This window comes from Brevibacillus sp. FW306-2-1A-C05A (assembly GCF_058781555.1).
Window position 1 is genome coordinate 1 of the sequence record NZ_JBYSWV010000103.1, and the last position, 1,549, is coordinate 1,549.

The 1,549-nt window shown below is 50.2% G+C and carries 1 protein-coding gene; it reads left to right on the forward strand.

Going from position 1 to position 1,549, the window contains the following annotated elements; genetic code table 11:
• Window positions 1-123 precede the first annotated feature (123 nt).
• Entirely contained in the window at window positions 124-1,410 is a 1,287-nt protein-coding gene (locus AC3WJN_RS25495; protein ID WP_193373885.1) for an IS110 family RNA-guided transposase, read from the forward strand.
• Window positions 1,411-1,549 lie beyond the last annotated feature (139 nt).

Sequence of the window (1,549 nt, forward strand, 5' to 3'; positions counted from 1 at the left end):
AGCCATTCCTGTAATGAAGAAATTTGAGCTTTGAAAGAAAAAAGCGCCTCCTGTATGCTGGGTCTTGGAATGGTCACATTCACTGCCCTAATGAAAAGGAGGACGCTCTACATGAAGTATAAGCTGAAACAGAAACAGAATCAACGGATTACACGAATTACCGAAAAAACACTGGTTGTTGGCGCGGACATCGCCAAAAAGATTCATGTAGCTCGAGCCGTGGATTTCCGAGGCATTGAGCTTGGGAAAGAATGTGTGTTCCACAACGATCAGGAGGGGCTAACGAAACTGGCTGCGTGGATGAAGGAGCTTGGCCGGATACATGAGAAAACCGACATCGTATTTGGCATCGAGCCTACCGGACACTACTGGTTCCCGTTAGCGGCATTTTTGAAGGAGCAAGACATCAGGGTCGTCGTCGTGAATCCGCACCATGTGAACAAGAGCAAAGAACTTGAGGACAACTCGCAGACCAAGAGCGACTACAAGGATGCGAAGGTCATTGCCGACCTGATTCGGAGCGGGAAATATTCAGAGCCCAATTTGCCGACCAAGGAATATGCAGAGCTACGCATTCTGATGAATTTTCGGGAGAAGGTCATGGTGAGCTTGAATCAAGTGAAAGCTCGGATTACAAACTGGTTTGACCGCTACTTTCCGGAGTATCCACAAGTGTTTAAGGACTGGGAAGGCAAGGCATCACTGATGACCATGCGCCAGTTTCCCACTCCAGAGGAGATTGTCTCGATAGGCGCCAGAGGCGTTCTCACACATTGGAAGACGGAAATCAAGCGTGGAGTGGGCATCAAGAGAGCGGAGCAGCTCTATGCTGCCGCTACGGTCTCTATCGGGCTTACCGAGGGGCTGACAGCTGCCCGAATCGAGCTTGCCGCCTTGCTGCAGCAGTACGATCTGTACTGCAAGCAAGAAGAAAGCATTATGACGGAAGTCCTGCAGATTCTGGAGAAGATCCCCGGAACGAAGCAAATGCTGAGCATCCCAGGGATTGGCATTCTGACCGTCGCCGGCTTCTTGGCGGAGGTTGGCGATCTGAACAACTACGACCATGGACAGCAGATCATCCGTCTGGCTGGGCTGAATCTGACGGAGAACAGCTCTGGAAAACGTAAGGGAAAGACCGGAATCAGCAAGCGGGGGCGCTCTCGCCTAAGAGGCATCTTGTTCCGCTGCATGCTGCCGATGGTAGCCAAAAACAAAGAGTTTAAAGCGCTCCACGAGTATTATACAACGCGTAGTCAAAATCCGCTCAAGAAGAAGCAATCGATTATCGCCTTATGTGGAAAACTGGTTCGCGTCCTCTATACACTGGGGACAAAGCAGAAAGAGTATAACGCAAACGAAGTATTGGGGCCGATTCGACAAGCCCAGCTACAACAAAGTGCTGCATAAAGCTTATCAACAAACCTGTCATCTCGCTTATTCACATGTGTACAACCATGACAACGGAAGCACCGGAGAAGCCGAAGAATTATAATCCATAAGGGCAACGACCCAGTCGAGGAGCTAGAATCGGCCTCCACCCCTTGAG